The sequence below is a fragment of the Bradyrhizobium sp. LTSP849 genome, from assembly GCF_000938255.1.
Taxonomy (GTDB): Bacteria; Pseudomonadota; Alphaproteobacteria; order Rhizobiales; family Xanthobacteraceae; genus Bradyrhizobium.
The window spans coordinates 408,059-433,966 of the sequence record NZ_JYMR01000052.1 but is presented as its reverse complement, the minus strand read 5'-3'; the positions used below and the strand labels follow the sequence as shown (position 1 = coordinate 433,966).

26 protein-coding genes are annotated in these 25,908 nt (G+C 64.8%); 10 read left to right on the top strand and 16 right to left on the bottom strand.

Going from position 1 to position 25,908, the window contains the following annotated elements; translation table 11 throughout:
- The first annotated feature begins 1 nt into the window (after window position 1).
- Window positions 2-451, top strand: coding sequence for a TonB system transport protein ExbD (gene exbD, locus UB31_RS32795; protein WP_045013798.1), 450 nt, complete (start codon window positions 2-4; stop codon window positions 449-451).
- Window positions 451-1,281 carry an energy transducer TonB family protein gene (locus UB31_RS32790; RefSeq protein WP_045013797.1) on the top strand — a complete coding sequence of 277 codons (831 nt, stop codon included), beginning with the start codon at window positions 451-453 and terminating at the stop codon, window positions 1,279-1,281. Before exbD ends, UB31_RS32790 begins: the two co-directional genes overlap by 1 nt.
- Window positions 1,282-1,406: 125 nt before the next feature.
- Here UB31_RS32790 and UB31_RS32785 read toward each other — a convergent pair whose 3' ends face one another.
- The 5 genes from UB31_RS32785 to UB31_RS32765 form a co-directional block, all read right to left on the bottom strand.
- Window positions 1,407-2,762: an esterase-like activity of phytase family protein gene (locus tag UB31_RS32785; protein WP_045013796.1), complete on the bottom strand. Its 1,356-nt coding sequence runs from the start codon at window positions 2,760-2,762 to the stop codon at window positions 1,407-1,409.
- Window positions 2,763-2,846: 84 nt separating this feature from the next.
- Window positions 2,847-3,743, bottom strand: coding sequence for a carbohydrate ABC transporter permease (locus tag UB31_RS32780; RefSeq protein WP_045002788.1), 897 nt, complete (start codon window positions 3,741-3,743; stop codon window positions 2,847-2,849).
- Window positions 3,736-4,692: a carbohydrate ABC transporter permease gene (locus tag UB31_RS32775; protein ID WP_045002789.1), complete on the bottom strand. Its 957-nt coding sequence runs from the start codon at window positions 4,690-4,692 to the stop codon at window positions 3,736-3,738. The genes UB31_RS32780 and UB31_RS32775 overlap by 8 nt, the downstream gene beginning before the upstream one ends.
- Window positions 4,693-4,725: 33 nt before the next feature.
- On the bottom strand, window positions 4,726-6,072 hold the full coding sequence (locus UB31_RS32770; RefSeq protein WP_045002790.1) for an ABC transporter substrate-binding protein: 1,347 nt from the start codon (window positions 6,070-6,072) through the stop codon (window positions 4,726-4,728).
- Between the two features lie 88 nt (window positions 6,073-6,160).
- On the bottom strand, window positions 6,161-7,204 hold the full coding sequence (locus UB31_RS32765; protein ID WP_045013795.1) for a C-terminal binding protein: 1,044 nt from the start codon (window positions 7,202-7,204) through the stop codon (window positions 6,161-6,163).
- A gap of 253 nt (window positions 7,205-7,457) precedes the next feature.
- On the opposite strand from UB31_RS32765, the gene UB31_RS32760 reads away from it, so the two are divergent.
- Entirely contained in the window at window positions 7,458-9,143 is a 1,686-nt protein-coding gene (locus UB31_RS32760) for a methyl-accepting chemotaxis protein (protein ID WP_045002809.1), read from the top strand.
- Between the two features lie 122 nt (window positions 9,144-9,265).
- Here the strand turns inward: UB31_RS32760 and UB31_RS32755 are convergent, their stop codons facing one another.
- Window positions 9,266-10,243: a Bug family tripartite tricarboxylate transporter substrate binding protein gene (locus UB31_RS32755; protein WP_045002792.1), complete on the bottom strand. Its 978-nt coding sequence runs from the start codon at window positions 10,241-10,243 to the stop codon at window positions 9,266-9,268.
- 234 nt (window positions 10,244-10,477) lie between these two features.
- Window positions 10,478-11,413 carry a DMT family transporter gene (locus UB31_RS32750; protein WP_045002793.1) on the bottom strand — a complete coding sequence of 312 codons (936 nt, stop codon included), beginning with the start codon at window positions 11,411-11,413 and terminating at the stop codon, window positions 10,478-10,480.
- A 105-nt stretch (window positions 11,414-11,518) separates the two neighbouring features.
- Between UB31_RS32750 and UB31_RS32745 the strand changes: the two genes are divergently transcribed.
- Both UB31_RS32745 and UB31_RS32740 read left to right on the top strand, forming a co-directional pair.
- Window positions 11,519-11,908 carry a DUF1330 domain-containing protein gene (locus UB31_RS32745; RefSeq protein WP_197090881.1) on the top strand — a complete coding sequence of 130 codons (390 nt, stop codon included), beginning with the start codon at window positions 11,519-11,521 and terminating at the stop codon, window positions 11,906-11,908.
- Window positions 11,909-12,120: 212 nt separating this feature from the next.
- Window positions 12,121-15,312 (top strand): AAA family ATPase, encoded by a 3,192-nt coding sequence (locus tag UB31_RS32740; RefSeq protein ID WP_050044895.1) that lies wholly within the window; start codon window positions 12,121-12,123, stop codon window positions 15,310-15,312.
- Between the two features lie 3 nt (window positions 15,313-15,315).
- Here UB31_RS32740 and UB31_RS32735 read toward each other — a convergent pair whose 3' ends face one another.
- The 3 genes from UB31_RS32735 to UB31_RS32725 form a co-directional block, all read right to left on the bottom strand.
- The gene (locus tag UB31_RS32735; protein ID WP_050044894.1) at window positions 15,316-15,990 is read right to left on the bottom strand and encodes a class I SAM-dependent methyltransferase; all 675 of its coding nucleotides are present in this window, start codon (window positions 15,988-15,990) and stop codon (window positions 15,316-15,318) included.
- A 7-nt stretch (window positions 15,991-15,997) separates the two neighbouring features.
- Complete coding sequence (locus tag UB31_RS32730; protein ID WP_045013793.1) at window positions 15,998-16,513, bottom strand: hypothetical protein; 516 nt, start codon at window positions 16,511-16,513, stop codon at window positions 15,998-16,000.
- A gap of 121 nt (window positions 16,514-16,634) precedes the next feature.
- Complete coding sequence (locus tag UB31_RS32725; protein ID WP_045013792.1) at window positions 16,635-17,570, bottom strand: DMT family transporter; 936 nt, start codon at window positions 17,568-17,570, stop codon at window positions 16,635-16,637.
- 426 nt (window positions 17,571-17,996) lie between these two features.
- On the opposite strand from UB31_RS32725, the gene UB31_RS32720 reads away from it, so the two are divergent.
- From UB31_RS32720 to UB31_RS41785, 3 genes are all read left to right on the top strand, one after another.
- The gene (locus tag UB31_RS32720) at window positions 17,997-19,289 is read left to right on the top strand and encodes an adenylosuccinate synthase (RefSeq protein WP_045002798.1); all 1,293 of its coding nucleotides are present in this window, start codon (window positions 17,997-17,999) and stop codon (window positions 19,287-19,289) included.
- Window positions 19,290-19,325: 36 nt separating this feature from the next.
- On the top strand, window positions 19,326-20,942 hold the full coding sequence (locus tag UB31_RS32715) for a hypothetical protein (RefSeq protein WP_045013791.1): 1,617 nt from the start codon (window positions 19,326-19,328) through the stop codon (window positions 20,940-20,942).
- 297 nt (window positions 20,943-21,239) lie between these two features.
- Window positions 21,240-21,392 carry a hypothetical protein gene (locus UB31_RS41785; RefSeq protein ID WP_156175653.1) on the top strand — a complete coding sequence of 51 codons (153 nt, stop codon included), beginning with the start codon at window positions 21,240-21,242 and terminating at the stop codon, window positions 21,390-21,392.
- A 459-nt stretch (window positions 21,393-21,851) separates the two neighbouring features.
- On the opposite strand, the gene UB31_RS32710 is transcribed toward UB31_RS41785, so the two are convergent.
- The gene (locus UB31_RS32710) at window positions 21,852-22,127 is read right to left on the bottom strand and encodes a hypothetical protein (protein ID WP_502691302.1); all 276 of its coding nucleotides are present in this window, start codon (window positions 22,125-22,127) and stop codon (window positions 21,852-21,854) included.
- 270 nt (window positions 22,128-22,397) lie between these two features.
- The gene (locus UB31_RS32705) at window positions 22,398-22,643 is read right to left on the bottom strand and encodes a hypothetical protein (protein ID WP_045013789.1); all 246 of its coding nucleotides are present in this window, start codon (window positions 22,641-22,643) and stop codon (window positions 22,398-22,400) included.
- Between the two features lie 146 nt (window positions 22,644-22,789).
- Here UB31_RS32705 and UB31_RS32700 point away from each other — a divergent pair, with 146 nt between their 5' ends.
- Window positions 22,790-23,215, top strand: coding sequence for a DUF5413 family protein (locus UB31_RS32700; protein ID WP_045007795.1), 426 nt, complete (start codon window positions 22,790-22,792; stop codon window positions 23,213-23,215).
- A 61-nt stretch (window positions 23,216-23,276) separates the two neighbouring features.
- Entirely contained in the window at window positions 23,277-23,831 is a 555-nt protein-coding gene (locus UB31_RS32695; RefSeq protein WP_082078704.1) for a DUF4112 domain-containing protein, read from the top strand.
- An 80-nt stretch (window positions 23,832-23,911) separates the two neighbouring features.
- Here UB31_RS32695 and UB31_RS32690 read toward each other — a convergent pair whose 3' ends face one another.
- From UB31_RS32690 to msrA, 4 genes are all read right to left on the bottom strand, one after another.
- The gene (locus UB31_RS32690) at window positions 23,912-24,205 is read right to left on the bottom strand and encodes a hypothetical protein (protein WP_045007794.1); all 294 of its coding nucleotides are present in this window, start codon (window positions 24,203-24,205) and stop codon (window positions 23,912-23,914) included.
- A 214-nt stretch (window positions 24,206-24,419) separates the two neighbouring features.
- Window positions 24,420-24,584, bottom strand: a complete 165-nt coding sequence (locus tag UB31_RS32685) for a DUF3309 family protein (RefSeq protein WP_082078715.1) — start codon at window positions 24,582-24,584, stop codon at window positions 24,420-24,422.
- Between the two features lie 120 nt (window positions 24,585-24,704).
- Window positions 24,705-25,124, bottom strand: a complete 420-nt coding sequence (msrB, locus tag UB31_RS32680) for a peptide-methionine (R)-S-oxide reductase MsrB (RefSeq protein ID WP_045007792.1) — start codon at window positions 25,122-25,124, stop codon at window positions 24,705-24,707.
- Window positions 25,125-25,168: 44 nt separating this feature from the next.
- Window positions 25,169-25,873 carry a peptide-methionine (S)-S-oxide reductase MsrA gene (gene msrA / locus UB31_RS32675; protein ID WP_045007791.1) on the bottom strand — a complete coding sequence of 235 codons (705 nt, stop codon included), beginning with the start codon at window positions 25,871-25,873 and terminating at the stop codon, window positions 25,169-25,171.
- Window positions 25,874-25,908 lie beyond the last annotated feature (35 nt).

Sequence of the window (25,908 nt, the reverse complement as noted above, 5' to 3'; positions counted from 1 at the left end):
CATGGCCGCGAAGCTCGGCGGACGTTCGCTATCTGGACTCAGGTCGCGCGGCGCGCCTGATGACCTCGACGTTACCCACGAGATCAACGTCACGCCCTTCATCGACGTGATGCTGGTGCTGCTGATCATCTTCATGGTGGCCGCGCCGCTCGCGACCGTCGACATAGGCGTCGACCTGCCGGCGACCGCCGCTGAGCCGGCGCCGCGGCCAGACCAGCCGATCTTCGTCACCGTGAAGCCGGATCTCTCGATCGCCGTGGGCGAAGATGTCGTGGCCCGAGATGGGCTAGGCTCCTCGCTCGATGCCGCCACCAAGGGCAGCAAGGACGAGCGCATTTATCTGCGCGCCGACAAGGCTGTGAGCTATGGCGACCTGATGGACGTCATGAATACCTTGCGCAATGCCGGCTATCTCAAGGTCGCGCTGGTCGGCCTCGACGGACGCAGCTGATGGCCGCGAACGCCTTTGCCCTGCACCAGCCGCTTGGCGAACGCGAAACCGCGCGCTGGGGCGTATCGGGCGCGGTGATCGTGGCGTTGCATGTTGCCGCCGCGGTGCTTGCGATGAGCTGGCTCAGATCGCAACCGGAGCTCGGCGTCAGCCTGCCGGCGATCATGGTCGACATGGCGCCGGCGACGTCGGCGCCGCAACCGACACGGGACGATGTCGCGCCGGGACCACTGATGCAGGCGGCCGACGCCTCGCCGCCGGAGCCCGTGCAGCAACAGGCCGTCGAGGAAACAATCGCGCCGACGCCGCCGCAGGAGAAGCCGGAGGTGGTGGCGTCGCCGGAGCACAAGTTGGAGCCGACGCCGGCCAAGCCTGAGCCGGCCAGGATCGTGCCGGTCGAAAAGACCGCGCCGGCGAAGCCGAAGATTGTTCGTCGCGAGGCCAGGACGCCGTCGGAAGCGACCCCTGCGCCGCGCACCAGCGCGCCGCCGCGCGCCGAGCGCGAGGCGCCGATGGCATCCGCGATGAGCGCAGGCGCGGTGGCGTCAATCATCGCGTCGTACAATCAGCGCGTCCGCGCGCATCTGATGCGCTTCCACCAATATCCGTCCAGTGGCGGCGGTGCGCGCGGTGTTGCCAGGCTGAGCTTTACCCTCAGCCGCAGCGGGCAAGTCACGTCCAGCCGTCTCAGTGGCTCGTCGGGCGTTGCCGCGTTCGATGCCCAGGCCATGTCGATGGTCCGCCAGGCCTCGCCGTTTCCGCCGATCCCGGACGAGATCAAGAACGGCGCGATGAGCTTTACGATTCCGGTGGAGTTTACGGTGAGGTAGCCCACCGCTGTCATGCCCCGCGAAGGCGGGCATCCAGTACTCCGCGGCCTTTCCGCATCACACGACCGCCGCGGCGTACTGGACCGCCCGGTCGAGCCGGGCGATGACCGTGGTGAGAGAGTTGCTTACTTCGCCTTCAGGAAATCCGCCACTTCGAGCAGCATGAACTCGTCGTCGTCGGCCTTGTTGGGATCGCGGCTCGACGAGAACGGCAGATTGTTGTCGTTGCCGACGATGATGTGGGTGTCGTCGACGCGGTCGACGTTCTCGATGGTGAAGAACGGGAAGGTGTAGACGCCGTCATTGAGCGGCTTGCGCGCCTTCTTGTCGGGATCCCTGATCTTCAACAGGTCGATATAGCCGATCTTGCGCACGGGCTTGCCGACATTGGCCTCTGTCAGCTCGATCTTGTAGACGCGCTTGAACTTGGCAACATCAGGGAAGCAGTTGTCGCCGCGGGTGCCCTGCGGGCAGGCCTTGTCGGGCGTGCCTTCGCCGTTGTCGCGCTCGATGACGAGGCCGGCGCTCGGGTCGATCATGTTGAAGTCGCCGATGGCGTTGCCGTTCTGCTCGAACACATACTGCCAGTAGCGGCCGGTGAACTTTTCAGCAGCGACGTCGAATTCGAGGATGCGGGAGGCTTCCTTGCCGTCGACCCGCTCCCAGTCCTTCTTGTCGGCATCCCACAGCGGGCCCTCGAGCAGGCCATAGAGGAACTTGCCGTCCTTGGACGAGGCAAAGCCCTCAAAACCCTTGGAGCGGCGGAGGTTGACGTTGGTGTAGGTCGCGCCCGGTGCGCCCGGCGTCCCCACCGCCCAATGATCGGGAGAACGCACCGGCTTGCCGTCGGCGATGGTCTCGAACACGCTGAGGATCTTGCCGGTCTTGTCGGCCTTCAGGATGTAGGGGCCGAACTCGTCGCCGATCCAGAAGGTGTCGCCGATGATCTGGAAGCCTTCGGTATCGAAATCGGAGCCGGTGAGGTAGCGCTTCTGGGTGTCTTCGTGAACGATGCGGAACGGCACCTTCTTGTCGGGATCGTGCAGGAAGATGGTCTCCTGCCGCTCGATCTTGCCGCCGGCCCAATCCATCTTGTAGCGGTTGAGATACAGCATCGAGTCCGGCGAGTTGGCGCGCGCGCCCATGCCGTTGTCGGTGATGACCCAGAAGCTGCCGTCGGGCATCTTCTTGATGCCGGAATGGCCCTGGAGCGGCTGGCCCTTGAACGGCAGCGAGACGCCGGTCGAGCGCTCAAACGACTTGCCCATCACGGTGCCGAGCGCGTCGACGCGCTTGCCCGTGGTGTATTTGCCGGAGGTCTTGAGATCGGCGGGCGCGTCAGCCGGCGCGTCAATGAAGGTCGCGGCCGGCATCACCACGTGGCCGGCGAGCTTGGCGGGGAATTCGCCTTCGCTCTGCGCGAGCGCCGGGCTCGCGATGAGAATGATCGTTGCGACGGTGCTGAGAAAAGTCGCGCGCATGTGCGTCTCCTGTTAACGGAGGCCGTCTTATGCGGACCGCACATTGCAGTTTTGTGAAACCGGGCCAAACGCCGCAGGCGCCGGCTATTCCTTGACCGCGCCGGTCAGCGAGGAGACGTAGTAATCCACGAACAGCGAGTAGAAGATCGCAACCGGCAGCGAGCCAAGCAGCGAGCCCGCCATCAGCGCGCCCCACTGGTAGACGTCGCCGGTGACGAGCTCGGTCAGGATCGCGACCGGCACAGTCTTGTTGGCGCCGCTCTGGATGAAGGCGAGCGCGTAGATGAACTCGTTCCAGGACAGCGTGAAGGAGAAGATGCCGGCCGAGATCAGGCCGGGCACCGCGAGCGGCAGCGTGATCCGGCGCAGGATCTGAAGCCGGGTCGCACCGTCGACCAGCGCGCATTCCTCGAGCTCATAGGGGATCGATTTGAAATAGCCGATCAGGAGCCAGGTGCAGAACGGCACCAGGAAGGTCGGATAGACCAGGATCAGGGCAAGCGGTGAGTCGAACAGGCCGAACTGCACCACGACGGTGGCGAGCGGGATGAACAGGATCGACGGCGGCACGAGGTAGGCCATATAAATGCCGAGGCCCACATAGGGGCTGCCGCGGAAGCGTAAGCGTTCGATGGCGTAGGCAGCTAACGTGCTCGCGAACAGCGACAGCGTGGTCGAGCCGATCGCCACCAGCATGGTCGTCCACAGCCAGCGCGGATAGGCGGTGTCGAACAGCAAATGCTTGATGTGAGCAAGCGTCGGCGAGGTGATCCAGAACGGGTTGTGCTCCTTGTAATTCATCAGCTCCGCGTTCGGCTTGAACGACGTGATCGCCATCCAGTAGAACGGAAACAGCAGGATCAGCACGAAGCAGCCGAGCGGCAAATAGATCATCATCAGCCGCCGCAACCCGGAATCCCAGGCCATGGTGTCGGGCGCCGCCCTCGCGACGGAGGCAGGTTGCGCGACGGTGTCAGTCATTGGCCTCTCCCTGCTGCCATTTGCGGCGCGCCAGGCCGAAATAGGAGAACAGCGTTGCGAACACCAGGAACGGGATCATCGACACCGCGATGGCGGCGCCCTCGCCGAGCTCGCCGCCGGCGATGCCGCGCTGGAAGGCCAGCGTCGCGAGCAGATGGGTCGAGTTCACCGGCCCGCCGCGGGTGATGGCATAGACGAGCTGGAAGTCGGTGAAGGTGAAGATGATCGAGAAGGTCATGACGATGGCGAGGATCGGCATCATCATCGGGAAGGTGATGTAGCGGAAGCGCTGCCAGGCGCTGGCGCCGTCGAGCATCGCGGCCTCGTAGAGCGAGGGCGAGATGGTCTGGAGGCCCGCCAGCAGCGAGATCGCGACGAAGGGAATGCCGCGCCAGATGTTGGCGACGATCAGCGAAAAGCGCGCCGGCCAGGGCGAGCCGAGGAAGTCAATATTGGTCGTTCGCCAATGCAGCACGTCGACCAGCAGGTAGGAGATGATCGAGAATTGAGGATCATAGATCCACCAGAACGCCAGCGCCGAGAGCACCGTCGGCACGATCCAGGGCAGCAGCACGATCGCACGCAGCAGGCTCTTGAACGGGAAATGGTTGTTGAGCAGAAGCGCCAGCCAGAAGCCGAGCGCGAACTTCCCGAAGGTCGCAACGCCAGTGTAGAACACGCTGTAGAACACCGCGCCCCACCACAGCGGATCCGTGAGCAGGTACTGAAAGTTCTCAAATCCCACGAAGACGCCGCGCCGGCCGATCGTGGTGTCGGTGAAGGCGAGCCAGATGCCGAGGCCGAGCGGATAGGTCAGGAACACCGCGAGCAGCCCGATCGCAGGCGCAAGGCACATCACGATCAGGAACGGTTTGTAGTCGAACAGGCGCACCAGCCACGACGGTTGCCGCTGTGCAAGGGCCGGGGAGGGGAGTGTGGTCACGGACATCGGGTCGTTGTCCTGTTCTTGAAAGTCACCCCCTTATCGGGCCTGACGCCGGAAGTACCGCTTGCAGCGCTGCTCCGCTTCTGCGGCCGCGGCCTCCGGCGTCGCGGCGCCGGTCGCGACCGAAGCGAACATCTGCACCGTCACGTAGTCCGCGCGAACCGCACCGGTGGCGGTCGAAATCGGACCCTTGTAGCCGGCATAATAGGTGCTGTTCATGGTGTCCCTGAAGATCGCGACCTTGGGATCGCCCTTCCACACCGCCGAATCGGCATAGGCCGCCAGCGGTTGCGACCAGTAACCGCTGTTGGCGTTGAGCCAGGGCTCATACTGGTCCTTCTCCAGCATGTACTGGAGGAAGGCCTTTGCGGCGTTTGGATATGGGCTGTGCTTGAACACCATGGCGTTCAGCGTCAGCCCCGACATCGGCGAGATCGGCGCAAGAAACTTCGGCAACAGCTGATGTTCGCTGTCCTCGGCGATCGCGGCGGTCGCTGGATCGTTCTTCAGCGAGAAGTACAGCGAGACGCCGTTCGCCGTCAGGCCGATTTCCTGCGAAGAGTAGGCGCGGTTGTTGCTGACGTCGTTCCAGGACGGCGTGCCCGCGATGAAGGTCGGATAAAGCTCCTTCACATAGTTCAGCGCCGCGATGGTTTCCTTGCTGTTGATGGTGACATTGCCTTCCTCATCCAGCAGCGAGGCGTTGTGCGACCACATCATCCAGTCCGCAAAGCCGTTGCCGTCACCGACGGCGTTGCCGAGCGCAAAGCCGGCGGGCTTGCCGGCCTTCTGCAACTTCTTGCAGAGGTCGAGGAATCCGGGAAGGTCGTCCGGCGCCCTGTCGAACCCGACGGATTTGAGAATCGACTTGCGATAGATCAGGGGACCGGCGGTGGCGCCGAACGGGAGGCCGATCCAGGTATCGCTCCTGGCCTTTTTGCCATAGGCCTTCGCAAGGTTCTGCCAGCCGCCATACTTCTTGCCGAGATAGTCGGCGACGTCGGTGAGCTCGATCAGCTTGTCGACATAGATATGCGGCGCGTCGGAGAAGCCGATGATGATGTCGGGGCCGGCGCCGGAATTCGAGGTCACCGCGGTCTGCTGGTTGATGTCTTCCCAGCCGACGAAGTCGACCTTGACCTCGACCCCTGTCTCCTTGGTGAATTTGGCCGCATTGGCGCGGAACACGTCTTCGTCGGCCTGGACGAAGCGCACCGGCCGCAGCATGCGGAGTGTTGCGCCCTTCTCGATCGGCAGTTTCGGTGCGGGGACGTCGGCAGCCTTGATCGCGGATTGAGCGTGCGCTGCAACACCAGTTGCAGCGACCGTTGCAGCGGACAGGCCCAGCGCCAAGGCATCACGACGTGTGATGTCGTTCCTCATCAGTTCCTCCCTATGATGTCTCCCTTCCCGGCGTTGATCGCCGGTGAAGGGCCGTTTCGGTCTTTCGGCGCGTTTTGCGCCGGCCGCCTTAGCTGTTCGGGCCGCGGTCCATGCTGACGGGCTGCCAGCGGCGGAGCGCGGTGTCTTGCAGCACCGACGGATTGACGCAGCTTACCGGCCACATGCCCTGAAGCACCAGTGACAATTCGTAGCCTACACGGCGCTTGCGCGCCTCGTCGAACCGTGCCGAGGCCGAGGCGACATGGGCGGTCAAGGTGACGTTCTCCATGCTGAGGATGGGATTGTTGTGCGAGGGCGGCTCCTTCTCCAGCACGTCGAGCGCGGCGTGCGCGATCCAACCCTCCTGTAGCGCCTTGATCAGGCTCTCTTCGTCGACCGTGGCGCCGCGACCGGTGTTGATGAAGATCGAGCCCTTCTTCATCTGCCGAAAATGCTTCTCGGTCAGCATGTGATGCACCTCGGGCCGGGCGGGCGCGTGCATCGAGACGAAGTCGGATTGCGACAGCACCTCGTTCAGCGTCGCCGGCATCACGCCGTGATCATACATCAGCGTTTCCTGAATGAAGGGATCGTAGGCCATCATGCGCAGGCCGAACGGCGTGGCGCGCTTTGCGACCGCACGCGCGACGCGGCCGAACGAGATGAAGCCGAGCGTCTGGCCCATCAGCCGCGGGACCTTCAGGAGTGCTGGCCGGCCTTCGGCCCAGCGCCCGGTGCGCACCATCTTGTCCTGCTCGACCAGGCGGCGGAAGCCGGCGAGCAGCAGTGTCATGGCGTGGTCGGCGACTTCCTCGATGAAGGTGTCGGGGACGTTGGTGACGGGAATGCCGCGGGCGGTGGCGGCCTTGATGTCGACGCTGTCGACACCGACCGAGCCGAGCGTAATGACCTTGCAGCTCTCCAGTGCGTCGATGATGGTCTTGGTGATCGGGATGCCCTTGGCGTAGATGGCATCGGCGTTTTTCGCTGCGGCGATGAACTCGGCCTCGTTGGCGGGCGCCTCGATGATCTCGGCATCGATCGGATCGAGCGCCTCGCGCTCGTACGAATAGTCGCTGCCGGCGACCGTGAAGCTTGCGCCCTTCGGCGTCACCACCCTGTATTTCGGCATTTCCTGCTCCCGATTTGGTTTGTCGGTTCTTGTTATGACCCGCGCCTGCGGCGGGCCTTTGCGTCTTTTACGCGAAATCGAGGCGCTCGCGTACAATCGCCGGTTGCCGGCCTGACGATTTATTTGCAGGTTTTCCGGCATCGTCCGGGCTTCTACGGAGGCGTGTAAGTAACTTGCTAAGGGGTCACCCACTAAAAGTTGATTCAAATCAAGAATGTCTGCGCTTCAGTCCGCGCCACCCGAGGAGCCCATCGTGAAGTTGAGCAATCTGAAGATCGCGCCCAAGCTAGGCATCCTTGTCGGCGTCACCCTGTTCGGCCTGTGCGTCGCCGGAGTTCTCGCCGGTTATTTGATGAAACGCGAGATGGTGAATGCGCGCGTCGACCAGGCCAAGGCCATCGTCGAAATGGGGCGCAACTACGCGCTAACGCTCAAGAAGCGCGTCGATGCCGGCGAGATGACGAAGGACGCGGCCATGGCCGATCTTCGCCGCTACGGCAATGCGATGACCTATGACAACGGTTCGGGCTATTTGTTCGGCACGTCCTATGACGGCATCACCCAGCTCGCGCCCGATCCGAAGCAGATTGGCACCAACCGCATGGAGGTCCTCACCAACGGCCGCAAGCTGTCCTGGGAGCTGATGGATGGCGCGAAGGCCAACGGATCGATCCTGCTGCACTATGAATATGCGAAGCCGGGTGTGGAAGGGCTGATCCGCAAGATCGGCTACGCCGTGGCTGTCCCCGGCCTCGACATGTATCTCGGTACCGGCGCCTATCTCGACGACATCGACGCCAAGATGGCTCCGGTGTTCTGGTCGCTCGGCCTTGCCATGCTCGGCATCGTCATCGTCGCCGGCAGCGTGGCCTGGATGATCGGCCGCAGCATCAGCCGTCCGTTGGCGCTGCTCGGTGCCCGCATGAAGGATCTCGCCGACGGCAAGCTCGAGGGTGACATCCCAGGCGTCGGCCGCGGCGACGAGGTCGGCGCGATGGCTGCCACGGTCCAGATCTTCAAGGACAACGCGGTGCGCATTCGCGCTATCGAGAATACCGAAGCGGAGGCCAAGGAGCGTGCGGCTGCGGAACGCCGCAGCGCGATGGAAGGCATCGCCAGCGACTTCGAACGCAGCGTCAACGGCATCGTCCACTCGGTCTCCTCGGCCGCGGCCGGCATGCAGAGCACGGCGCAGTCGATGACCGCGACCGCCAGCGACGCCTCGTCGCGGGCGGCGACCGTCGGCGCGGCCTCGCAGAGGGCGTCGGGCAATGTCGGGACGGTCGCAGCCGCCGCCGAGGAGCTGTCGAGCTCGGTTGCGGAAATCTCCCGCCAGGTGACGCGCTCGACCGAAGTGGCGAGCCGCGCCGTCAGCGACGCCGAGCGTACCAACGCCACGGTGCAGGAGCTCTCCACCGGTGCCGAGAAGATCGGCGAGGTGGTCAAGCTCATTCATTCGATCGCGGCGCAGACCAATTTGCTTGCGCTCAACGCCACCATCGAGGCGGCGCGTGCCGGTGAATCCGGCCGCGGCTTCGCCGTCGTCGCCTCCGAGGTCAAGGCGCTCGCCAACCAGACCGCGAAGGCCACCGAGGAAATCTCCGCCCAGGTTGCGGCCATGCAGACCTCGACCAGCGATGCAGTCGCAGCGATTGGCGGCATCACCCAGACCATCGCCGAGATGAGCGAGATCACCGCGGGCATTTCCGCCTCGATCGAGCAGCAGGGCGAGGCGACCCGCGAGATCGCCCGCAACATCCAGTCGGTCGCGGCTGGATCGAACGAGATCAACGCCAATATCGGCAGCGTCACCTCGGCCGCGGCAGCGACCGGCACGGCGGCCAGCGACGTGCTCACCAACGCCCGCGAGCTGGACAGCCAGTCCGGCGCGCTGCGCAGCGCCGTCGACGGCTTCCTCGCCAAGGTGCGCGCGGCGTAAGCCGCCGCACAGCAAGATCGGTAGGGTGGGCAAAGGCGCGAGAGCGCCGTGCCCACCTTTTCTTTTTGAGGTCGCGACGATCGATGGTGGGCACGCTACGCTTTGCCCACCCTACGAGACCGCTACTGCTTCTCGATCCCCGCGTCCTTGATCAGTCGCTCCCACAGCACCAGCTGCTCGCCCACAAACGTGCCGAGCTGCTCCGGCGTGCCGGAGAACGCGTCCATGCCCAGCGTTGCGAGCTGGGCCTTGATCTCCGGCTTCTCGACGATCTTCCGAATCTCGGCGTTGAGTCGCGTCACGATCTCCTTCGGCATGCCGGCCGGGCCGAAATAGCCTTGCCACGACGAGATATCGAAGTCCGGCACACCGGCCTCCTGCATCGAGGGGAGATTCGGCACCAGCGGCGAGCGGTCCTTGGTGGTGACGGCGAGCGCCCGCAGCGCGTTGCCGTTGACGTGCGGCTGGCCGGTCAGGATGTCGACGAACATCATCGAGACGCGTCCGCCCATGACGTCGTTGAGCGCCGGCGGCGAGCTCTTGTAGGGCACATGCAGGAGATCGAGCCCGGCATTGTGCGCAAAGGTCGCACCCGACACGATTGCGGAGGACGAGCCCGACGCGTAGCTCAGCTTGCCCGGATTGGCCTTGCCATAGGCGACGAGCTCGCCGACGGTTTTGGCCGGGACGTCGGGGTGAACGACCAGCATGAAGGGCAGGTCGCCGGTACGCGCGATCGGGGTGAAATCCTTGACCGGATCGTAGGTCAGGCTCTTGAGCAGAAAAGGATTGGCCGAATGCGTGGTGTTAGTGGTCACCAGCAGGGTGTAGCCGTCAGGTGCTGAGCGGGCGACAAAGGTCGCGGCGATCATGCCGTTGGCGCCGGCCTTGTTCTCGATGACGATGCCGACGCCGAGCGCCTGCGACAAATGTTGCGAGATCAGCCGCGTCGTGGTGTCGGTGCCGCTGCCGGCCGCGAAGGGCAGCACCAGTGTGATGTTGCGGCTGGGCCAGTTGTCGGCCTGCGCGACGGATGCGGCGGCAAGACACAGCGCGGCGACGCCGACGGTGCGCAGGACTCTGATCAGCGATGAAAGCATGTTGGAGCGTTCCCTCTTTTCGTTGGCGGGGAACCTAGCTTCTCTGCGTTGGAATCGGAAGGCGTGAGTTTGTCGCCAAGTCTCGCGCCCCGGACGCAGCGCAGCGCTTCTTCAGCGGTGCGCTGCAGAGCCGGGGCCCATGCTGCGGCAGACTGGGTCCCGGCTCAGCGTCGCGTCATTGCATGCCGCGCCGCGTCGGGGACACGAGACCTGTCGCGCGTCCGCGGCGCGGAATTATTTCACCGCCGAGCCCCGGCGCGATGCGATCACGACTCCGGCAAGCACCAGCGCGTAGCCGATCAGGTGAAACGGCTGGAGTTTTTCGCCGAGCAGCAGGATCGCCATGGCCGAGCCGAACACCGGCACCAGATGGAAGAACGGCGCGGCGCGGTTCGGCCCGATCAGCGCGACGCCACGATTGAAGAAGAGATACGCAAGCGTCGAGGGGAAGATCAGGATGTAGCCGAGCGTCGCCAGCGTCACGGTGTCGAATTGCAGCACGCGGCCGCTCCAGGTCTCCCAGATCGCCGTCGGCAGCAGCATCATCGCGCCACAGCAGGTCGTGAAGGAGAGAAAGGAGAGCTGATGAACCTTCGGCCGGCGCGGGATGAAGGCGGAGTAGATCCCGAACGCCACCAGCGAGGAAGCGAACATGATGTCGCCCCTGTTGAAGCTGATGCTTGCGAGCGCCGCGAAATCGCCATGCAGGATGATGATCAGCACACCCGCAAGCGAGATCGCGATGCCGGCAAGCTGCGCACGCGTCAGCCGCACACCGAACAGCAGCAGCGACCACAGCGCCACGAACAGCGGGCCGGCCGACTGGATCAGCAGCGCGTTCAGCGCTTCCGTGTATTGCAGGGCCCAGTACGAGATCGCGTTGTTGAAGGCGAATCCGACCAGCGACAGGAACAGCATCAGCGGCAGGCTGTTGCGCAACGCGGGCCAGTCGCGCTTTAGATGCGGCCAGGAGAACGGCAGCAGGATCAGGAACACGCCGAACCAGCGGATCGTGGTCACCGTCAGCGGCGGCACATGCGCGCCGACATGGCGTGCGAGCACGATGTTGCCGGCCCAGAACAGCGAGCTCAGGCTCAACAGCAGATAAGGCTGGTTATTGAGCCAACTGGCTGGATTCGAAGCCGGTGGCGCGGGCGAAGCGATCGTCATTGGCGTTGGATACGATCTTGCGCCGGATTGCTGTTGTGACACAAGTCACGCGGCCGCAAGGCTACAATGCAGGCATGACCTGAGGAGGTGGCATTGGCGGTCAATATGTTGAACATCGAAGGCTTGGAGCGGCTCGATTCAAATGCGCCGGTGGTGATGCTGAACCTGATGCGCTTCCACACGCACTCGCGCGACGGCGACGGTTCCGGCTGGGACGCCTATTTGCGCTACAGCGCGATCACCGTGCCGATGATCAAGGCGCGCGGCGGCACGCTGCTCTGGACCGGCGAAGCCAAGGCGGTCGCGCTCGGCCCGCACGATGGCAACGAATGGGATTTCGTCGCACTGGTCTACTATCCATCCGTCGCGGCCTTCCTCGACATGATGACGTCGGAGACTTACGAGCGAGAGGCTGATCCGCATCGCGTCAACGGCTGCGCCGAACACGTGATCATCGCGACGGAGCAGGCCTACAGCAAGTTCAGCGCCCGCTGACTCGCCAGAGGCGCGCGTCCGGGGCGAATTTCGCGACTTTTCCGCACTGCTTTGGCGCAGTTACGCGCCAAATGTGAACTATTCGATTGCGTGGGGGTACCAAAGATGGTGCCTTTGGCCGATGAGCGCGCATGTCGGGGCATTGCCGGCTTGGCATGAGGCGTTGTGGTGCTGCTTCCTCCTGGCCGATTTTTGCTTCGTTTGGGGATCAGATGATTTGTGAGCGTTGCGGCGGGGACAATCCGTCGACGAATCGCTTCTGTCACGGCTGCGGCTCGGCTCTGTCGATCGCCTGTCCCGCCTGCAATCATCTCAGCCCGCCCGGCTCGGGCTTTTGCGGAGCCTGCGGCACGGGCCTGAGCGCCCAGAGCAGGCCAATCCCGGCACCGACGGGGCATTTCACCAGACCGGTTCGGGGCGAGCTGAAGCAGGTGACGGTGCTGTTCGCCGATCTCGTCAGCTCGACCGAGATCGTTGCCGGCCTCACCGCCGAAGATGCCATGCAGCGTCTCAAGCCCGCGCTCGATGCGATGTGCGACGCCGTGGAGCGGTTCGAGGGCACGGTGGTGCGAACGCTCGGCGACGGCATCCTCGCCTTCTTCGGCGCGCCGCGCGCGCAGGAAGGCCACGCCCTGCTGGCGTGCGAGGCAGCGCTGGCGATCCGGGACACGTTTCGCGCGCGCGACGATACCATGTCGGTGCGCATCGGCCTGCATTCCGGCGAGATCGTCGCGGATGCTCCGCTCGTCGACACCGTCACCGAGCACGGCGCTTACGGACTGACCATTCACCTCGCAAGTCGCCTGCCGGCCAAGGCGGAGCCAGGCGAGATTTGCCTGACCGATGAGACCTATCGTCTGGTGCGCTCGTTCTGCGACGTCGGCCCGCTCGGCCGTCATCGCCTGCGCGGCGTTCCGGAGCCGATCGAGCTGTATCTTCTGAAGAACCTCAAGCCGGCGGTCGCCAGCCAGCAATTCCGCGGTGTCGCCTTGGCGACGTTCCGCGGGCGCGAGCGGGAGATGGCTCTGTTGCAACGGACCCTGGCGGCGGTGGAGACCGGCGGCTCGCGCGTCACCGGCATCGTCGGTCCGCCCGGGACCGGCAAGAGCCGGCTGTGCTACGAGTTCGCGGAATGGTGCCGCGCGCGTCTCATTCCGGTGTTCGAGGCCCGCGCTCAGCCCTATGGCGCGGCAACGCCGCTGCAGCCGGTGCTGGAGTTCTTGCGCTCGACCTATTTCAACGTCTCGCCGGACGACGAACCCGATCTGGCGGTGAAGCAGATCGCCACCTGCCTCGCCGAGCTCGGCTCGACCTTCGAGGCGGACCTGTGGCTGGTCTGCGATTTTCTCGGCATCAGGCACGGCCAGGGCCCGCCCTCCTGGCTCGGTCCGCGTGCCCGCAACGTCCGTCTGCTCGACATCATCCGGCACATGATTCGCCAGCGCGGCGCATTGGCGTCGGTGATCATCATCGAGGACCTGCATTGGCTCGATCAGGCGAGCGAGGAGTTCGTCGCAACGCTCGTCGACGCGGTGATCTCGACCAAGACGGTCCTGATCGTGAATTTCCGGCCGGCCTATTTCGCGCCCTGGATGCGCGGGCCGCTGTACCAGCAAATCGAGCTCGCCGAGCTCTCGCCAACGGATACGCACGATCTCGTCGACGAGCTGCTCGGGCTGGAGGACGAGCTTTTCGATGTGCGGCGGCGTGTCGCCGAGCGCAGCGGCGGCAACCCGTTCTTCGCCGAGGAGTTGATCCGCTCCCTGGTCGAGCATCTAGCTATCGTCGGCGAGCAGGGTGGCTACCGGCGCGGCTTCTCCGGCGCCTCCGACGTGCTGCCGCCGACCGTGCAGGCCGTGATCGGCGCGCGGATCGATCGGCTGGCGCCCGGCGATCGCGACCTCCTGCACACGGCCGCGATCATCGGCAAGGAGTTTCAGCTCGCGGTCCTGCAAAGCGTCGCCGGCCTGCCCGCCGCTGAACTTGAGGCGACGCTGATCCGGCTCTGTTCGGGCGAGATGCTCCAGGCGCGCAGCGGTCAGGACGGCCAGGGCTATGGCTTCCGTCATCCCTTGATCCAGGAAGTTGCCTATTCGACCCAGCTCCGCGCGCGGCGCAGCCTCCTGCACGCGCGGGTGGCGCGGGCGATCGAGCAATTCTATCCGGAGCGGCTCGAAGAGTTCGCCGCGCTCCTGTCGCACCATCTCGAGCAGGCCGGCGAGGTCGATGCCGCCGCCGAATATGCCGCGCGCGCCGCGCGCTGGATCGGCTCGACCAGTCCGGCGGAAGCGATCCGGCATTGGCACAAGGTGCGTGCGCTGAAGGCAGGACAGAAGCGCAGCCCGGCGGGCGATGCGCTCAGGATCACGGCCAGCAGCCAGATCGCCTGGCTCGGCTGGCGCGAGGGCATGACGTCGGAGGACGCAAAGCCCTTCATCCAGGAAGCGCTGGAATGGGCGCAGGACACCGACGATTCCATGATTCCGCTGCTGCTGTTCGTCGAAGGACGGATCGCAGGTGCGAGCGGCGGGCAGGCCGATGCCTATGTCGACACGGTCAAGCAGGCCCTGGTGCTGACGGAATCGCGCCAGCTCACCGGCCGCGCAGCAATGCTCAATGCCTCGCTCAGCCAGGCCTATGGCTGGGCGGGCCTGTTGCGCGAAGCGCTCGCGGCAAGCGATGCGGCGCTCGCCGGCGTCCCCGCCATCACCGACTTCGAGCACCGATTCCTCGGCTACAATGTCGAGCACTGGATCCTCAGCCTGCGTGGCCGGATCCTGGTTCGGCTCGGGCGTTTCGACGAGGCGCGGCTGTGTTTCGATCGCATCCTCGCCATTGATCCGACGCTGATTGATCCGACGGTGCAGTTCATCGCCAATCTCGGGCACGTCGATCTCGCCTGGTGCCTCGGCGATTCCGCGATGGCCTCGACCCATGCCTGGCGCGTGGTCGAGCTGGCGACGCGCCAGGCCAGCCCCTATCTGCGCGCCTATTCGCTGGCCTGCATCGGCACGGCGCAGGGCATCGCCCAGAACTATCAGGCGGCGATCCCGTCGTTGACGGAGGGCGTCGAGTTCGTGCGCGCGGCGAGCGTGGCGATGGAGATCGAGCCGGAGATGCTTGCGAGCATTGCCGACTATCAGCTCCGTTCGGGCGCCCATGCCGCGGCGATCGACAAGGCGCGGGAAGCGATCACGGTCGCCCAGGAGCGGCGCGCCCGCCTGCCGGAATGCCGCGCCACCATCACGCTCGCCGCCGCGCTTGCGGCGAGCAACGATCCTGATGACCTTGGTGAGGTGGCCCGCCTCGTCGATCGCGCCGATGCCCTGATCAAGCTGACTGGGGCCGGCATCTACCGGCGGCTGCTGGAGGAGACGCGGCGGCGACTGTCGGTCGGCGCGTGAGAGCTAGACTTTCCGCACGATGAGCGTGAACTCCATCAATCCATAGCCGTCATGAACCTCGGCTGTGGCATTGAACCGGGCGGCGCAGTAGCGCGCCCAGGGCGCGGTGTCGGTGGTGTAGAGGCCGTGGCGGGCGGTCGCCTCCGCCGGCCGCTTCATGAAATTAACGGCGAAGCCGCGCCTGGTGGTGCGATGGAGGTCGTCGAGGCTCGCCGCGACGAAGCGCTCCCAGTCGTGCCGCGACTGGTCCTGCGCGACGTTGAAGATACCGCTGGCGATCGCATAGTCGGCCATTCGCGGGCTGGCATAGCCGAGGGCGAAGGCGGCATTGCCGCGGTCCCGCCACAGCCGCCGTGCCCGCCGAACCATCGCCTCCGAGACGTCGATGCCGAGATAGTCGACGGCACAGTCGTCATGCCGGCGGTCGAGATAGGCGATCAGCGCGCCATAGCCGCAGCCGAGGTCGTTCAGCGAGAAGGGCGATGCGAAGTCGCACAATTTCAGGAGTTGGACGAAGCGCATCTCCTGCGTGGCCTGGCAGGTCCAGTCGACGCCGGACGGCGTCGCGCCGAAGCGTGCGATCTTTGCCGAATAATAGGCAGCGATACCGGTATAGATCCCGGTCAGCTCTCCGTCGCCTGGAGAAGCAAGCTCCCTCGCGACGGCGGCGGCGCGCATCGGCCGCCTATTTCTTCGGCTTCTTCTTGGCCTTGCCCTTGGCTCCGGGCGGGACGCTGGGTGCCATCGGCAGCGAGATCGTGAGGTAGGCTCGCTCGATGTAGAAGATCGGCTTGTCCTCGCGAACGATGACCTTCAGGCCGTCGGGACCGCGGGAATCGTGGGCCTTCATGAAGCAGGGCAGTGGCGGCTTGCGCGCAAAGTTCTTGATCAGCGCGTTCACGATGCGCTCGTCGCCGGTTTCGCCGGCCTGGTCCGAGGGGACCTTGGCCAGCCAGGTTAACAGGCTGAACCACCGGTTCTTGGCGCGGTTGTTGTGCAGGCCGCCCAGCCCGAGGAGCTTTGCGCTTTCGACGAAAGGCCGCCCGTCCTGGAAGATCTCGAATTCGTCCTGGAGGGCCTTGATCTCGGACACGCCCCCGGCGGTGTGCTCGTGATCTTTCTGCTCTGGACCAAACCTCAAATTGAACAAATCAAACAGCGGGCCGATATAGATATCGTCCTCGGCCATCAACGCGCCCATACCACTCTCCCTGACAGCCAGAGTTAGGTTATTGGATTAGAAAGTCATCAATAAGGATATTGAACCTTGGTCCCGGATAAATTGCAAGGACGCCAATTTGCAATGCGTGTCGATCTGCCGCTCAGCCCACCGCCTGCTTCCTTGACGCCACGAACACGCCGGACAGCACCAGCGCGAAGCCGATGAAATGGAACGCCTGCGGGCGTTCGCCGAGGAAGACCATCGCCATGATTGCGCCGAACACCGGCACGACGTGGAAGAACGGCGCAGCGCGGTTAGCGCCGATCAGGCGTACGCCGCGATTGAAGCAGAGATAGGCCAGCGTCGAGGGGAAGACGGCGACGTAGAACAGCGTCAGGAGGTTCGGCCCGTCGAGCTTCATCACGGGACGCGCGGACAGCTCCCAGATCTCCAGCGGAATGAGACAGGCGGCGCCGGCGCCGAAGGTGAAGGCCAGGAACGACAGGCCGTGCATCGGCGGGCGCTTCAGGCTCAGCACCGAATAGAGCGCGAAGAAGATCAGCGCGACGATGAAGATCAAGTCACCCTTGTTGAAGTCGATGTTCGACAGCGTGGTGAAATCGCCGTGCAGCAGGATGATCAGCACGCCGCACATCGAGAGCAGCACGCCGAAGGCCTGGGCTGCGGTGAGCCGGACGCCGAGGATGACCAGCGACCACAGCGCCACGATCAGCGGCGCGGCTGATTGCAACAGCAGCGTGTTGAGCGCCTGGGTATGTTCCAGCGCCCAATATTGCAGGGTGTTGAAGGCGCCGATGCCGATGATCGACAGCACGATCATCAGGCCGAGCTTGCTGCGGATCGCGGGCCAGTCCTGGGCGAGGTGCTTCCAGGCAAATGGCAGCACCAGCAGGAAGGCAAAGGACCAGCGCAGGAAGGAGAGCGTGACCGGCGGGATGTGGCCGGCGGCGAGCCGCCCGACAATAGCGTTGCCGGCCCAGCACAGCGCGGTGATGCTGAGCAGCAGATAAGGCTGGTTGGCGATCCGATTGTGGCCGGGCTTTTCGGCGCTCGTGGTCTGGCCGGTGGCGGACATTTTAGTTGTTATGGTCCCGCGTCATGCGCCGAGACCTCCGGCCCGGCGATGTCCGGGCCGGCACGTAGCCCGGCTCCACTCAAAGACACGGAAATCGAGGTTGCAGCAACGGGGGGCGGATGCATCGCGACCATGCAGCGGCAGAGATAGCTTCCAGCGCTTTGGTCGAGGCTTTGGCGCAGCCCCAAAATGTTTCCGGATTTTCGGGGGATATCAAAGGCTTGGGGTGCCCACTGAGCCCGAAAAAAGCCCCGTTCTTGCTTGCCTAGAGAGGCTGCTTCCTTTATCCGGTTGGGCTGCCTCGCGTGCGAACGGCCTTCGGCCGGGAATTGGGCTGGGCGCAGGCATGATTCCGGAAAAGTGGGTACCGGTTTTCCGTTTGGATCATGCCACTTACAGAGAAATTCTTCGAAGGATTACCCGCGAATGGCCAATGTTGTCGTCGTCGGCGCCCAGTGGGGCGACGAAGGAAAGGGCAAGATCGTCGACTGGTTGTCGGAGCAGGCCGACATCGTCGCACGTTTCCAGGGCGGCCATAACGCCGGCCATACGCTGGTCATCAACGGCGAGACCTACAAGCTCGCGCTGTTGCCCTCGGGCGTGTTGCGCCCGTCGAAACTGGCGGTGATCGGCAACGGCGTCGTGTTCGATCCGCAGGCCTTCCTCGACGAGGTTGCCAAGCTGCGCGGGCAGGGCGTCGCGATTAGCCCCGAGAATCTGCGCGTCGCGGAGAACGTCACCCTGATCCTGCCGTTGCACCGTGAGCTCGACGCCCTGCGCGAATCCTCCAACTCGGCGACTGCGATCGGCACCACCCGCCGCGGCATCGGCCCCGCCTATGAAGACAAGGTCGGCCGCCGTGCCATCCGCTTGATGGACCTCGCCGACCTCGACACGCTGCCGCACAAGATCGACCGGCTCCTTGCTCACCACAACGCGTTGCGCCGCGGCCTCAATCTGCCGGAGTTCGACGGCAAGGAAATCCTGGCCGAACTGACCGCGTTCGCGCCGCAGTTGCTGCCCTATGCCGAGACGGTGTGGCGGCTGCTCGACATCGAGCGACGTGCGGGCAAGCGCATCCTGTTCGAGGGCGCGCAGGGCGCGCTGCTCGACGTCGACCACGGCACCTACCCTTACGTCACCTCGTCGAACACAGTGGCGGCGCAGGCTGCGACCGGAACGGGCATCGGGCCGGGCGGGGTCGGCTACGTGCTCGGCATCTGCAAGGCCTATACGACCCGGGTCGGCCAGGGTCCGTTTCCGACCGAGCTTCTGAACGAGATCGGCGAGGAGATCGGCCGTCGCGGCCGCGAGTTCGGGGTCAATACCGGACGCAAGCGCCGCTGCGGCTGGTTCGACGCCGTCCTGGTCCGTCAGACCGTGCGGACCTGCGGCATCAACGGGTTGGCGCTGACCAAGCTCGACATCCTCGACGGCTTCGATTCGATCGAGGTCTGCGTCGGCTACAAGCTCGACGGTAAGGAGATTGACCATTTCCCGGCCGGCGAGGGCGCGCAGGCCCGGGTCGAGCCGATCTGGGAGACCATCGAGGGTTGGAAGGAGCCGACCGCCGGCGCGCGGTCCTGGGCCGACCTGCCGGCCCAGGCCATCAAATATGTCCGCCGGATCGAGGAATTGGTGGGGTGCCCGGTCGCACTGCTTTCCACGAGCCCCGAACGCGAGGATACTATTCTGGTGCAAAATCCGTTTGAGGCTTAACGATATCTTACCAGGACGTGCGCTAGTTGAGTTCAAATGGCTGATTACTATCCGCTGATCGCCCGCGCTATTTCCGCCCTGGACCCCAACGCTCCCGGCGAAAGCCGTCGCGCGCTCTATGAGCGGGCGCGCACGGCTCTGATCGCGCAGCTCCGCAGCGTGCAGCCGCCGCTCTCCGAATCCGAGATCACCCGCGAACGGCTGTCGCTGGAAGAGGCTGTCCGCAAGGTCGAGCAGGAGGCCGCTCAGCGCGCCCGCGAGGCCTCGCGCCCCGGCGGCGGCGCTCGCCCCAGCGGCAGCGGCGATGCCTTCCGTCGGGCCAGCGCCCGCGCCACCGAAGGCAACGCGCCTGCATCTCCTCAGCCGGCTGCACCGCCGCGCGCCCGTCCGGCCGCGCCGCCGCCGCGCAACGACCGCCCGCCTCTCGGCGGCGACGATCAGGGCGATGCCCAGCGTCCGCCGCGCGCTCCGCGTTTCGACGCGCCGCGCCAGCCCGGTCCGCCGGCACCCCCGCCGATGCCGGAGCCGCCCGCACCGCCAGCCGGACGCGATCGCTCCCCCGGGCGCCGTCCGTCGGATGGCGGACCGCCGCCGGCCCCCGGCGTACGCGGCTTCCGCGACATTACCGCTGACGTCAATGATCTCGGCGGCGCCGCCGCGCAGGCCAATCGCGCCGCGCGCCGCACTTACGCCAACGTGCCTTCGCCCTCGCCGGAATTCGACCGTCTCGAGCCGAGCCTGGAAAACCGCGCGGCCGAACCTGACGCGCCCTATTCGTATGACGAATCGATGGAGGAGGCCGAGCGCTATGCGCCGCGGCAGCAGCCGTCGGGGCGCCCGCACATTCCCGTGCTCGGCCGCGATGCCAAGAAGCCCAAGCGCGCCGGCTCGATCTTCCCGTTCAAGAGCGCGATCGCCGTCGGCATCGTGCTGATCCTGGTCGGCGCCGGCATCCTCTGGGGCAAGTCGCTGGTGCAGACCGCGACCAATTTGTTCAAGTCCTCGCCCACCCAGGTGGTGGAGGCGCCGAAGGATACCTCGCAGCCGCAGAACAAGCCCAAGATTCCGGATCGCGTCGGCCAGCCTTCGGCGACCGATCAGCCGGCCGCGCCGGTGGCGCAGAAGGTCGTGCTCTACGACGAGGATCCGTCCGATCCCAAGGGCAAGCAATATGTCGGCTCGGTGGTGTGGCGGCTGGAGCCGATCAAGGCCTCGGGCAACCAGAAGGCCGACGTCGCCGTGCGCGCCGACATCGAGATTCCCGATCGCAAGTTCAAGATGACGATGTCGTTCCGCCGCAACACCGACTCGTCGCTGCCGGCGAGCCACACCGCGGAGCTGACCTTCATCCTGCCGCCGGATTTTCCGGGCGGCAGCGTTTCCAACGTGCCGGGCATCCTGATGAAGTCGAACGAGCAGGCGCGCGGCACGCCGCTCGCCGGCCTCGCGGTCAAGGTCACCGACGGCTTCTTCCTGGTCGGCCTCTCCAACGTCGACGCCGACCGCGCCCGCAACGTCCAGCTCCTGAAGGAGCGTTCCTGGTTCGACGTGCCGCTGGTCTACGCCAACCAGCGCCGCGCCATCATCGCCATCGAGAAGGGCGCACCAGGTGAGCGCGCCTTCAACGACGCGTTTGCGCAGTGGGGCGACTAGGACTCACCACCCACGTCATGTCCGGGCTGCCGGCGAAGCGCGCGGACTCCATCGGGCCGCGCGCTGAAGTGCTATCTTGAATCCGAACCGATTGGATTCTCCGGGGAGCCGAGCCCGGAACCGTTCGAGCCGATCGGTTGTCCATTTGCGGAGTGGCCGACACCGACACCGGCTCCGCTGACAGAGCCTGACGACGCGCCTGCCGCTGGCGCGGAGTTCGAACCGTTGATGGCCGAGCTTCGCTGAGCGGCCGTCGTTGCGCTGGGGCCGACGGCAGGATCGGAGGGGACGAAGTAATTGGTGGCCTTCCTTGGCGTGCTGATCGCGCCTGAGGTGCCCGTCGTCGTGCTGCCCGTCGTCGTGCTGCCTGTCGTATCGGTGCTGCTCGATGTGGTACTTCGCATGTTGCCGCTCGGTCCGCTGAACGAACCTGCGCTGGGCGCACCGTAACTCCCGGCACCGTACGCACCCGCACCATACGCTCCCGTCGACCCGGTGCTACCCGTGCCGCCCGCACCGGCCCCGGTTCCGCCCGCAGCTCCGCCAGTGCCCTGTGCAAGGGCCGGCGCGCAAACGCCGACCACAGTGAGTGCGACCAGCATTCCAAGTTTTCGCGACGCCATATTACGCTCCGTTGATCTCCCAATCCGCATAATGCCGACGCCCCCGACAATGTTTCGCGCGGGACGCGCCGGCTTGCGGCGAAAGCTGGGAATCTTTCCGGCCACTGTGTGAAAGAGCGGCGTCTTGCCGCGCCATCATCGCCATCGGGAAGGGCGCCCCCGGCGAACGCGCGTTCAACGACACCTTCGCGCAGTCGGCGAGTGAGCCGCGCGCGTGAACGATGTTCACCTCTCCAGGGGAGAGGTGAACCAAGCTCTCAGCGATCCAACCGAAATTAAACCGGTACTATTGCGCGGCCGCTTCCCGCTTGTGCGTTGCTGCGGCGGCCGCGGCCTCGCGGTCCATCACGGCGCGGCAGCCGGGGCTGACATTCGCCTTGTTCCGCACCATGCAGGCTCTGATGCGCGGGATGTCCGGGATTTCGCTGGAGCACAACCGCATCGCGTCGCCCGAGCACATCTGCTGTGCTTCGGATGAGAAGGCGAGGCTCGGCGATGTCTGGAATGCGATGGCGGCAGTGGTGAAGGCGAACAACGTCGCGATGGTCTGGTAGCGTGTCATGAAGAATGCGTCCCCGAGTTCCGTGGGCTTGAGCCGCTTGGTTTTGGGGCGCCGCACGCGGCTTGATCTGCCGCATGTCACAGCCTTCACGCAGAGAACTCATCCCTGCATGTAGTCGCTCGATCTCTCGTGATGTTCGAATCGAAAAGTGCTGCGCCGCCCGAATGAATTATGCGCCATTGTCAAAGAGCTGCAATGGGCGGCGCGAATGAATTTGCAATTGTTGCGCGTCCGTCACGCACAATGCGGACGTGCACTCACATGCCGATCTTACATTCCATGGCTCTCGAATACCTTGCTGCACGATCTCGACAGCTTGGCGCGGTTAGCTTGCAGGCAGCCCTGGATCGCGCCGTCATTGCCGAGGTCCTTGCGGCACAGCCGCGAGGCATCGCGCGAGCAGGCGTTCTGTTCCTGCGGCGTGCCCATATGGCCCTGCGCGAGAACGGGCGCGTTCGACAGGCCGCCGAGGGTCGTCAGTGTGATCGTCGCCAGGAACAACAGTTTACGAGACATTGGCGGCTCCAAAATTTGACAGGTCAATTTCAAGTCCTGTCTGAACTCGTCGTTTTGCCACTTGTTCCCCCAAACAGCCCGCAACCCCGCTATTCAAGGTTCCCGCCGCGCTGCTATAAAAGCCGCCAGGCTGTGAGGAGTCCTTGATGAAACGCTATCTGGTGTTTGCGCTCGTCGGTCCGTTCGTGGGCGGGTTCTTGCTGCTGCTGACGACGACCTACCAGTCCGGCTACTGGACCCAGACCAATCTCGGCGAAGTCGGCAAGCTCTTCGCAGTGTTCTTCAAGACCCTGCAATACAGCTATCTGTTCGGCTTCCTGCCGTCGCTGATGATCGGCGCGGTGGACGATATCCTGCTCCACATCAGGCGGATCGGGCCGGTGCTGCGGATGCTGCTGGTCGGCATGTTCGCCTTCATCCTGGCCGCGCTGACCTACAGCTCGCGCGGATCGGATTCGGGCGCGGTGCAGTTCATCCTGTACGGCCTGGTCGGTTTCGTTCCGGCGGTGCTGTCATCCTGGCTCGTGCACCGCTATATCGAGGAGCCGCTGCCGGCCCCCGCGGCGACCTGAGCGCGCGACCTTCGGCCGCTGCGCAGCAACCTCCGGCGCGTTGGCGCGTTTCCTCCAGGCTATGACCATGTCCGACGACGATATTCTTGCTCCGCGCCAATCCCGTTCAGGGAGCCGTTCGCGCGCCAATTTCGCGGGCGCCGAGCCGCGCGGGCCGATCATCGACCAGGACGGCCATGAGATCCGGCCCGAGGCGCTCAAGCAGGGGTTTCGCGAGTTCCGCTTCGTGTTCGGGCAAGGACGGGGCAACGGCAACCCGTTCGGCAATTTGACGCGGGAGCAGCGGATCGCGCGGCTCGAGGCGCTGGCAAAGCTGCTCGATGTCGCCTTCATCCTGCCGGGCACGAATATCCGTTATGGCATCGACGGGCTGATCGGGCTGATCCCGATTGTCGGCGATATCATCACCACCGCGATCTCGCTGTGGCTGGTGCGTGAGGCGCGCGCCTTGGGCGCGCCCTGGTACCTCACCGCGCGGATGCTCGGCAATGTCGCGGTCGACGGCGTGGTCGGCATGGTCCCGCTCGCGGGCGACGCCTTCGACGTGATGTTCCGCGCCAACATGCGCAACGTCCGCCTGTTGCGGCGCTGGCTCGACAAGCAGCCGCGCATCTGAGGCACGCTTAAAACGCGAAAAGCGCGACGGCCGTTTGGCCATCACGCTTTCAGCGCACATCGAAGGCTTTGCGAAAAAGTTTACGCCGCGTCGGCGTCGGCCTCTGCGACCGGCTCGGGCTTGCGGTGGCGCTCCAGCGGGAAGGCTTCGCTCTCATACAGCGAGCGGATGCCGTTCTGGTCGAAGCGCGCTTCCTCCACCTGGAGATAGGCCCCGTTCAGCGAATCCGTTGGCAACTGCTCCATTGCGAACTGCACGGCTTCGGCCGCGGTGCCGAACCGGCGATAGGTGAACCCTGCGCGCTTCTTCTTGCGGATCGCAGCGGGGAAGAGTTCGGCGGAGGTGTTGAAGTTGAACGGACGCAGTGGACGCATGGTCAAAGACCTCGTGATCTTCTCTGGGGCTTTAAGCGCGTGGGGTTTTGGCGGGCGGAGGCCACAATCGGGTGGGCCCGCCGCACACGTCATTTTCGTCCTCTAATATAGGCCGTTTTGACAAAAATGCGACCCCTGTGATGGGAGATGATGAATCCACGCATGGCAGGTCCGCAACTGCCGTAATACAAGTTATTTCAATAACTTAAATGGTTTAAAGTTTGCCAAGGAGCAGCAGCACGATCAGCACCACGAGCACGACGCCGCCGATCCCTATGCCGGAATGGCCCATGCCGTAGCCATAGCCGCCGATGCGGCCTGACATGCCGCCCAGCAGATAGATGATCACCAGGATGATCAGGATGGTCCCGAGTGACATGGCATCCTCCCTGGCGGCCGCCGAAATGCGATGACCGGCCGGATCGCCAGAGAAGAAAAGCACATCGCGCCGCCGGGTTCCATGTCGGAACCGGGCGGCGCGCCAAGTGTACTCGAATATTTATTTCGGCTCGAGCTTCAGCGAAGCCGAATTGATGCAGTAGCGCAGGCCGGTCGGTCCGGGGCCGTCCGGGAAAACATGGCCGAGATGGCCGCTGCATTTGGAGCAGAGCACCTCGGTGCGGACCATGCCGTGGCTGACATCGTGCTCTTCGTCGACATGGCTCTCGACGGCGGGCTGGGTAAAGCTCGGCCAGCCGCAGCCGGAATCGAATTTGGCATCGGACTCGAACAGCACGTTGCCGCAGCCGGCGCAGACGTATGTGCCGGCGCGGTGGTCGTGCTCATATTCGCCGGAGAAGGGACGCTCGGTCGCCTTCTCGCGCAGCACGGCGTACTGCATCGGCGACAATTCCTGCCGCCACTGCTCTTCGCTCTTGATGACCTTGTCGTCTGTGGTTTTCGTCTTGGTGTCGGGCATGGGTCTCCCGTTTCTTGATGATCTTGTTTTCGGTGATGTTGCGATCAGTTGGTAGCCTTGCTGGCGCTGACCAGCGTCGGCTTTTCAATATAGTTATCCGCGAACAGTTTTTTCAGGTTCTCGACCTTCGGGATGTCGTTGTAGGCGATGTAGGGCTGGCTCGGGTGCAGCGTCAGATAGTCCTGATGATAGGCCTCCGCCGGGTAGAACGCCTCCAGCGCGCCGACCTTGGTCACGATCGGCTTGTTGAAGACCTTCGCGCCATTGAGCTGGGCGATATAGGCCTCCGCGACCTTCTTCTGCTCGTCGGAGGTGGTGAAGATCGCCGAGCGATATTGCGTGCCGCTGTCGGGGCCCTGGCGGTTGAGCTGGGTCGGGTCGTGCGCCACCGAGAAGTAGATCTGGAGGATCTTGCCGTAGGAAATCTTCTTCGGATCGTATTTGATCTCGACCGATTCCGCGTGGCCCGTCGTGCCTGACGAGACGGTGTGGTAATCGGCGGTCGCCTTGCTGCCGCCGGCATAGCCGGAGACCGCGTTGACGACGCCCGCGGTGTGCTGGAATACGCCCTGCACGCCCCAGAAGCAGCCGCCGGCGATCACGGCGGTCTGGATGCCGCTCGCGGGCGCTGCATCCATTGCGGGGGCGGGGATGACGACTGCGTCCTCCGCGGCCCGCGACGGCACGGCAAAGGCCAGCGTCAGGGCGGTGGTGGCGGCGAGCAGGGACAGGAGGGCGGGGCGGCGCATGGCGGATCCTCTTTCGGAAGGGCTGACAGTCTAGG

Bases quoted from the DNA above. Each gene is read 5' to 3' on its own strand.
- exbD (WP_045013798.1), top strand. From the start codon at position 2: ATGGCCGCGAAGCTCGGCGGACGTTCGCTATCTGGACTCAGGTCGCGC.
- UB31_RS32790 (WP_045013797.1), top strand. From the start codon at position 451: ATGGCCGCGAACGCCTTTGCCCTGCACCAGCCGCTTGGCGAACGCGAA.
- UB31_RS32785 (WP_045013796.1), bottom strand. From the start codon at position 2,762: ATGCGCGCGACTTTTCTCAGCACCGTCGCAACGATCATTCTCATCGCG.
- UB31_RS32780 (WP_045002788.1), bottom strand. From the start codon at position 3,743: ATGACTGACACCGTCGCGCAACCTGCCTCCGTCGCGAGGGCGGCGCCC.
- UB31_RS32775 (WP_045002789.1), bottom strand. From the start codon at position 4,692: ATGTCCGTGACCACACTCCCCTCCCCGGCCCTTGCACAGCGGCAACCG.
- UB31_RS32770 (WP_045002790.1), bottom strand. From the start codon at position 6,072: ATGAGGAACGACATCACACGTCGTGATGCCTTGGCGCTGGGCCTGTCC.
- UB31_RS32765 (WP_045013795.1), bottom strand. From the start codon at position 7,204: ATGCCGAAATACAGGGTGGTGACGCCGAAGGGCGCAAGCTTCACGGTC.
- UB31_RS32755 (WP_045002792.1), bottom strand. From the start codon at position 10,243: ATGCTTTCATCGCTGATCAGAGTCCTGCGCACCGTCGGCGTCGCCGCG.
- UB31_RS32750 (WP_045002793.1), bottom strand. From the start codon at position 11,413: ATGACGATCGCTTCGCCCGCGCCACCGGCTTCGAATCCAGCCAGTTGG.
- UB31_RS32745 (WP_197090881.1), top strand. From the start codon at position 11,519: ATGTTGAACATCGAAGGCTTGGAGCGGCTCGATTCAAATGCGCCGGTG.
- UB31_RS32740 (WP_050044895.1), top strand. From the start codon at position 12,121: ATGATTTGTGAGCGTTGCGGCGGGGACAATCCGTCGACGAATCGCTTC.
- UB31_RS32735 (WP_050044894.1), bottom strand. From the start codon at position 15,990: ATGCGCGCCGCCGCCGTCGCGAGGGAGCTTGCTTCTCCAGGCGACGGA.
- UB31_RS32730 (WP_045013793.1), bottom strand. From the start codon at position 16,513: ATGGGCGCGTTGATGGCCGAGGACGATATCTATATCGGCCCGCTGTTT.
- UB31_RS32725 (WP_045013792.1), bottom strand. From the start codon at position 17,570: ATGTCCGCCACCGGCCAGACCACGAGCGCCGAAAAGCCCGGCCACAAT.
- UB31_RS32720 (WP_045002798.1), top strand. From the start codon at position 17,997: ATGGCCAATGTTGTCGTCGTCGGCGCCCAGTGGGGCGACGAAGGAAAG.
- UB31_RS32715 (WP_045013791.1), top strand. From the start codon at position 19,326: ATGGCTGATTACTATCCGCTGATCGCCCGCGCTATTTCCGCCCTGGAC.
- UB31_RS32710 (WP_502691302.1), bottom strand. From the start codon at position 22,127: ATGACACGCTACCAGACCATCGCGACGTTGTTCGCCTTCACCACTGCC.
- UB31_RS32705 (WP_045013789.1), bottom strand. From the start codon at position 22,643: ATGTCTCGTAAACTGTTGTTCCTGGCGACGATCACACTGACGACCCTC.
- UB31_RS32700 (WP_045007795.1), top strand. From the start codon at position 22,790: ATGAAACGCTATCTGGTGTTTGCGCTCGTCGGTCCGTTCGTGGGCGGG.
- UB31_RS32695 (WP_082078704.1), top strand. From the start codon at position 23,277: ATGACCATGTCCGACGACGATATTCTTGCTCCGCGCCAATCCCGTTCA.
- UB31_RS32690 (WP_045007794.1), bottom strand. From the start codon at position 24,205: ATGCGTCCACTGCGTCCGTTCAACTTCAACACCTCCGCCGAACTCTTC.
- UB31_RS32685 (WP_082078715.1), bottom strand. From the start codon at position 24,584: ATGTCACTCGGGACCATCCTGATCATCCTGGTGATCATCTATCTGCTG.
- msrB (WP_045007792.1), bottom strand. From the start codon at position 25,124: ATGCCCGACACCAAGACGAAAACCACAGACGACAAGGTCATCAAGAGC.
- msrA (WP_045007791.1), bottom strand. From the start codon at position 25,873: ATGCGCCGCCCCGCCCTCCTGTCCCTGCTCGCCGCCACCACCGCCCTG.